Consider the following 6,156-nt stretch of genomic DNA (forward strand, 5'->3'; position numbering starts at 1 on the left):
GGCGGTTTCCCGGCCGCCTCTCCGGTCAAGTCACTTGCGCTGGATGAGCTGGTAGCTACCGTTGTTGCCGACGGTGAAGTCCTGCATGGGGTAATAGTTGGCGTAGCAGCCGTACTTGACGACGCACTGCTCGATGTGGCCCTGCATGTACACGCGGGCGTTCACGTTGCCAGGCCGGTACTGCAGGGTGTTCTTGACCTCGCCGTGGTACTTGACGGTCACCTTGTCGTAGTTGGCGACGTAGGCGTCCCTGGTGACGCTGGAGACGGTTTTCCCGTTGTAGCACCAGTCGACGCGCATGTGCCATTCAGCGATCTTGAAGTTCAAGGTGCTGCGGTAGACGATGTAGCGGTCGGCGTGGGTGCACGAAGTCTTGCCAGGCAGTACCGGCGAGCCCGGCGCGCCCTCGGAAACGTCGGTGACTTCGGTCTTTCCCGGGTCCACCACGGTCTTCGCGAGCTCGGGGTCGGTCTGGATGATCGCGCGGTCGGCGTCGGTCATCACGCCGGTGCTGGCGACGCGGGCCAGTGCTTCCTGGATCGCGACCGGGTCAGGCTCGGCGGCCTGTGCGACGGGCGCGCCGAGGAGCATCGCGCAGGCCGCGGCCGCCGCGACGCCGTAGAGCGATCTCTTGATGGAAGTCCACATGGTCTGTTCCCCTTGATGTTTCGTTGCTGGTGAACAAACCGTGCCCGAAGCGCCGCCCAGATCACGCCCAGGTTCTGCCCTTGTCGAGACTCGTGCGCAGTGCCTCGGTGAGCTCGGCGGCCGCGGCCAGCTGCTCCGGCGTGAGCGCGTCGACGAAGAGTTCGCGGACGGCACGCAGGTGCGGGATGGTCGCGCCGCGGAACGCTTCGGCGCCCGCCGTGTCGAGCACGACCTCGGCGCCGCGGTTGTCGGTGGCGCAGTTCTCGCGGCGGACCAGGCCTCGGCGTTCCATGCGGCCGAGGTGGTGGGAGAGGCGGCTGCGTTCCCAGTCGATGGCCGTCGCGAGGTCGGACGAGCGCATGCGCTCGCCTTCGGCTTCGCTGAGCGCGAGCAGGACCGCGTAGTCCCCTGTGGACAGTGACGAGTCGCGCTGCAGCCTGGCCGAGAGCTCGGAGCGCAGCGACTCGGCCGTCTCGATGAAGCCGCGCCAGATCTTCAGCTCCTCCGTGGTCGGCAGCTGACGCTTGCCGCGCTTCGGGGGTGTGGTGCTCGTCATGGACCCTCCTGATTGACACGTCAATTAAAACATAGATACTTGACGTGTCAATCACCTTGGAGGCTGAGATGACGCTGGAGTTGGGGCTCAACTCGTTCGGGGACGTCGCCACGGACGGTGGCCGGGTGCTGAGTGACGCCGAGACGGCGCGTCTGCTGATCGAGGAGGCGCGGCTCGCCGAGAGCGTCGGGCTCGACGTGTTCAGCATCGGTGAGCACTACCGCGAGGGCCACATCGACTCGGCGACGCCCGTGCTGCTCGCGGCCATCGCCACCGCGACCGAGCGGATCGGGCTCGGCACTTCGGTCACCGTGCTCAGCACGAACGATCCGGTGCGCCTCTACCAGGAGTTCTCGACCTTGGACGCGGTGTCGGACGGGCGCGCGCAGCTCGTGCTCGGGCGGGCCTCGGCGACCGAGTCGTTCCCGCTGTTCGGCTATGACCTGGCCGACTACGAGCGCCTGTTCGAGGAAAAGCTCGACCTCTTCTTGAGACTTCAGCGTGAAGAGTCGGTGACCTGGTCCGGCACCGTCCGTGCCGATCTGGTGAACGAGACGCTGCGACCCCGGATGCGGCCGGGTGGCATCCCCACCTGGATCGGCGTGGGCGGCAGCCCTGACTCGGTCGTCCGCGCCGCCCGCAACGGCCTTCCGCTCATGCTCGCGATCATCGGCGGGCGCCCGCAGCGGTTCGCCGGCCACGTCGAGCTGTATCACCGCGCGCTGGCGCGGTTCGGGCACGGCACGCTCCCGGTCGGGCAGCACTCGCTCGGCCTGGTCGCGGACACCGACGAGGAGGCAGTCGAGACGTGGTGGCGCTACTGGCAGCCCGTCGTGGCGCGGATTTCGCAAGAACGGGGCTTCTACGCGCCGACCTGTGAACGCTACGACGCCGAGCTGGAGCATGGCGCCTTGTTCGTCGGCTCGCCGGAGACCGTCGCGCGCAAGATCGCCACGGTGGCGCGTGACCTGCGGCTCAGCCGGTTCGACCTCAAGTACGACATCCGGCACCTGCCGCGCGAAGCCCGCGCCCGCAGCATCGAACTGCTGGGCCGCGAGGTCGGTCCGCGCGTCCAGGAGCTACTGGCGAAGGAGCCTTCTCATGCCTGAAACCATCGGCATCCTCGGCGCGGGCAAGGTGGGCATCGTGCTCGCCAGGCTCGCGCTGGCCGCCGGGCACCGGGTGCTCATCGCCGGGTCCGGCGATCCCGCGAAGATCGCGCTCACCGTCGAGGTCCTCATCCCGGACGCCGTCGCGACCACGGCCGTGGACGCCGCCGCGCGGGCCGACATCGTCATCCTCGCGCTGCCGCTCGGCAAATACCGGACCCTTCCGGTGGAAGCGTTGCGCGGCAAGCTCGTCGTGGACGCCATGAACTACTGGTGGGAGGTGGACGGCGTTCGCGACGATCTCACCGATCCGCGCACCACCTCGAGCGAGACCGTGCAGGCGTTTCTCAACGGCTCGCGGGTCGTCAAGGCGTTCAATCACGTCGGCTACCACGACCTCGAAGACAAGGCCCTGCCCGCGGGGGAGCCGGGGCGGATCGCGATCGCCATCGCCGGGGACGGCGACGTCTCCGCTGTGGCGCGGCTCGTCGATGAGCTCGGTTTCGATGTGGTCGTCGCCGGTCCGCTCGCCGAGGGGGTGCGCTTCGAGCCCGGCGCGGAGCTTTTCGGCGCGGACGTGGACGCGGACCAGGTCCGGGCGATGCTCGGGCGATTCCCGGAGACGGAACGCGGGCGTCTCGTCGCGGAGGCCAGGAGTTAGGGCCGTTCGGGGTAACTTTCATCTGAACCGTACATACTTTCGTTGACCCAAGGCGAAAGTCTGCCTAGATTCGGGCTCCATCACGAGGTTCTCCGCTGCCAGCCTCGAGGAGCAACGATGCTTCGTCCTGCCCGGAAATCCCTGCTCGCCGCCTCGCTGGCGCTGCTCACCACCCTGTCCGTGGTGGTGACAACGCCGGCAGAGGCCGCGGTTCCGCCGCAACAGTCCGGTGTCACCTTGCGGGTCTACGACCTGCAGACCGATCTGGCCAAGCTCTGCGTGATCAAGACCGGCCAGACGCCCAATGTGGACAAGCTGATGCCGGTGATCGACTGGAAGACCACCGCCGATTTCGGCATCGCGGACAAGTTCGTGTCCGAGGTGATCGCCAACCTGAACGTCCCGGCCGCCGGTCGCCATGAGTTCCGGCTGACCAGCGACGACGGGTCCCGGCTGCGGCTGGACGGCCAGGTGGTGATCAACCACGACGGCCTGCACGCGCCCTCGTCCGCCACCGGGTCGATCGATCTCGGCACGGGCTATCACGCGCTGCGGATCGACCACTTCGACAACACCAACGACCAGCAGGTCACCTTGGAGTGGCGCCCGCCGGGTGCGGCTGACTTCGCGGTCGTGCCGAACTCCGTGCTCAGCACCGACGCCGACGTCGTGCGCGTGACGGCGCCAGGGCGCAAGGAGTGCGAGGGCTCGCTGGACTCGCCGGGTGACGGACTGCCGCTGACCGGCGTGCATCCCGGCCTCACGCTGACCGACTTGCGCCCCAACGGTTTCCAGCCACAGGTGACCGGAATGGACTGGCTGCCGGACGGGCGGCTCGCCATCGCGACGTGGGGTGGTTCCACCAATGTTCTCGGCGAGGTCTACTTGCTGAGCAACGTCACGGGGAACACCGACGCGTCGAAGGTGCGGACACAGCGTGTCGCCAGCGGTTTGAAGGAGCCGATGGGCGTCAAGTACGTCGACGGCAAGCTGTACGTCTCGGAGAAGACGCGGCTGGTCGAGCTGAACGACACGAACGGCGACGGGGTGACCGACGACTACCGCACGGTCGCGACCTGGCCGTTCGGCGGGAACTTCCACGAGTTCGCGTTCGGCCTGCTGTACAAGGACGGTTTCTTCTACGCCAACCTGTCCGTCTCGATCAACTACGGCGGCGCGACGACCGATCCGCAGCCCGCGCCGAACCGGGGCACCACCATCAAGATCAGCAAGGCGACCGGCGCGGTGACCTACCTCGCGGGCGGGCTGCGCACGCCGCATGGCATCGGGTGGGGTCCGGAAGGCGATGTCTTCGTCACCGACAACCAAGGTGGCTGGCTGCCCGCGAACAAGCTGGTGCGGATCAAGCAGGACCGGTTCTTCAACCACTACACGAATCCGACTGGCCCGTTCGACGCGCGGCCGGTGACCGCACCCGTGGTGTGGTTGCCGCACAACGAGATCGCGAACTCGCCGAGCAACCCGGTCATGCTGTCGCAAGGTGCTTTCGCCGGGCAGATGGTCTACGGCGACGTGACCTATGGTGGGCTGCAGCGGGTGTTCCTGGAGAAGGTGAACGGCGAGTACCAGGGCGCGGTCTTCCGGATGACGCAAGGCCTCGAGTCCGGTGTCAGCCGGATCAGCCTCGGCCCTGACGGAGCGATCTACACCGGCGGGATCGACGGCGGTGGCAACTGGGGCCAGCCGGGCAAGCTCGCTTTCGGTTTGCAGAAGCTGACGCCGAACGGCGCGAACGCGTTCGACATCCGCGCGATGCGGGCGGTCGCGGGCGGGTTCGAGCTGGAGTACACCCAGCCGCTGTCGGCTGAGACCGCGCAGAACCTGGCTGCGAAGTATCAAGCACAGCAATGGCGTTACACGCCGACGGTCGCCTACGGCGGCCCGAAGATCGACGAGCAGACGCTGTCCGTCAGCTCGGCGACCCTGTCCGCGGACCGGAAGAAGGTGACGCTTCAGGTTGCCGGGCTGAAGGCGGGGTACGTGGTGCACGTCCGGTCGCCGCGGCCGTTCGCGGCGGAGTCCGGCGCGGCTTTGTGGAGCACCGAGGCGTGGTACACGCTGAACTCCTTGGTCGACGGACCTCCCGCGAGCACGACCTACGAAGCGGAGCGGGCCGCGTTGAGTGGTGGCGCCGCTGTCAACACGAACCATGCGGGCTACTCGGCGACCGGGTTCGTCGATGGCTACTGGAACCAGGGCGCCACGACGACGTTCACCGTGAACGCCTTGTCGGCCGGGAAATACAACGCGAGCCTGCGGTACTCGAACGGGCCCGATCCGGCGCCGGGTACCAAGTCGGTGAGCGTGTATGTCAACGGTGCCAAGGTGAAACAGGTGAGACTGGCCAGTACCGGGAACTGGGATACCTGGGCGTCGCAACCGGAAACGCTGAACCTCGCCGCCGGGGCGAATACGATCGCCTACCGGTATGACAGCGGTGACGGGGGCAACGTCAACCTCGACAGTCTCACTGTCACTGCGGCGCAACGGATTCCCTTGTTCACCGGGTCCAGTTTGGACGCTTGGGAGAAACGCGCCGGTGGCGCCGCCACCTGGCCGGTGTCCGGTGGGTCGATGGAGTCCAACGGCGGCGACATCCGCACCAGACGGCAGTTCGGTGACTTCCGGCTGCATGTCGAGTGGTACGAACCGGACTATCCGCCGGAGGTGACCGGGCAGGCCCGCGGCAACAGCGGCATCTACCTCCAGGAACGCTACGAACTGCAGGTGCTCGACTCGTTCGGCGACACCACGCTCGCCAACAACGAAGCGGGCGCGATCTACTCGAAGAAAGCCCCCGACCGCAACGCGGCGACCGCGCCACGCACCTGGCAGACCTACGACATCACGTTCCGCGCCGCGCGGTTCGACGGTGCGGGGGTGAAGACCGACAACGCCCGCGTGACCGTGGTGTGGAACGGCGTGCTGGTCCACAACGACGCCGAGATCGACGGCGGCACGGGCGACAGCAACCCGGAAAACGCGGGCCCCGGCGCCATCCGGCTCCAGGACCACGGCGACCCCGGCGAAAACCCGCGCTTCCGCAACATCTGGATCGAACCCATCGCCTAGGGGGTCGTGGGTGGGGGGGGGCGGGGGGGGGACCGCGAGCCCCAACCACCCCCAATACAAAAACAGCACACCGGGGAGCTGAGGTTATA

The 6,156-nt window shown here is 67.4% G+C and carries 5 protein-coding genes; 3 read left to right on the top strand and 2 right to left on the bottom strand.

The features are described 5' to 3' along the window. Positions 1-30: 30 nt before the first annotated feature. Positions 31-648, bottom strand: a complete 618-nt coding sequence (locus ACFV15_RS19995; RefSeq protein ID WP_378351979.1) for a hypothetical protein — start codon at positions 646-648, stop codon at positions 31-33. Positions 649-709: 61 nt separating this feature from the next. Beyond that, on the bottom strand, positions 710-1,204 hold the full coding sequence (locus ACFV15_RS20000) for a MarR family winged helix-turn-helix transcriptional regulator (RefSeq protein ID WP_378351980.1): 495 nt from the start codon (positions 1,202-1,204) through the stop codon (positions 710-712). Positions 1,205-1,272: 68 nt separating this feature from the next. Between ACFV15_RS20000 and ACFV15_RS20005 the strand changes: the two genes are divergently transcribed. From ACFV15_RS20005 to ACFV15_RS20015, 3 genes are all read left to right on the top strand, one after another. After that, positions 1,273-2,313, top strand: coding sequence for an LLM class flavin-dependent oxidoreductase (locus ACFV15_RS20005; RefSeq protein ID WP_378351981.1), 1,041 nt, complete (start codon positions 1,273-1,275; stop codon positions 2,311-2,313). Then, positions 2,306-2,974: an NADPH-dependent F420 reductase gene (locus tag ACFV15_RS20010; protein ID WP_378351982.1), complete on the top strand. Its 669-nt coding sequence runs from the start codon at positions 2,306-2,308 to the stop codon at positions 2,972-2,974. Before ACFV15_RS20005 ends, ACFV15_RS20010 begins: the two co-directional genes overlap by 8 nt. Positions 2,975-3,091: 117 nt before the next feature. Beyond that, a complete protein-coding gene (locus tag ACFV15_RS20015) occupies positions 3,092-6,067 on the top strand; it encodes a family 16 glycoside hydrolase (protein WP_378351983.1) in 2,976 nt (991 codons plus the stop codon). The last annotated feature ends 89 nt before the right edge of the window (positions 6,068-6,156 follow it).

The organism is Amycolatopsis sp. NPDC059657, from assembly GCF_042734395.1.
GTDB lineage: Bacteria > Actinomycetota > Actinomycetes > Mycobacteriales > Pseudonocardiaceae > Amycolatopsis.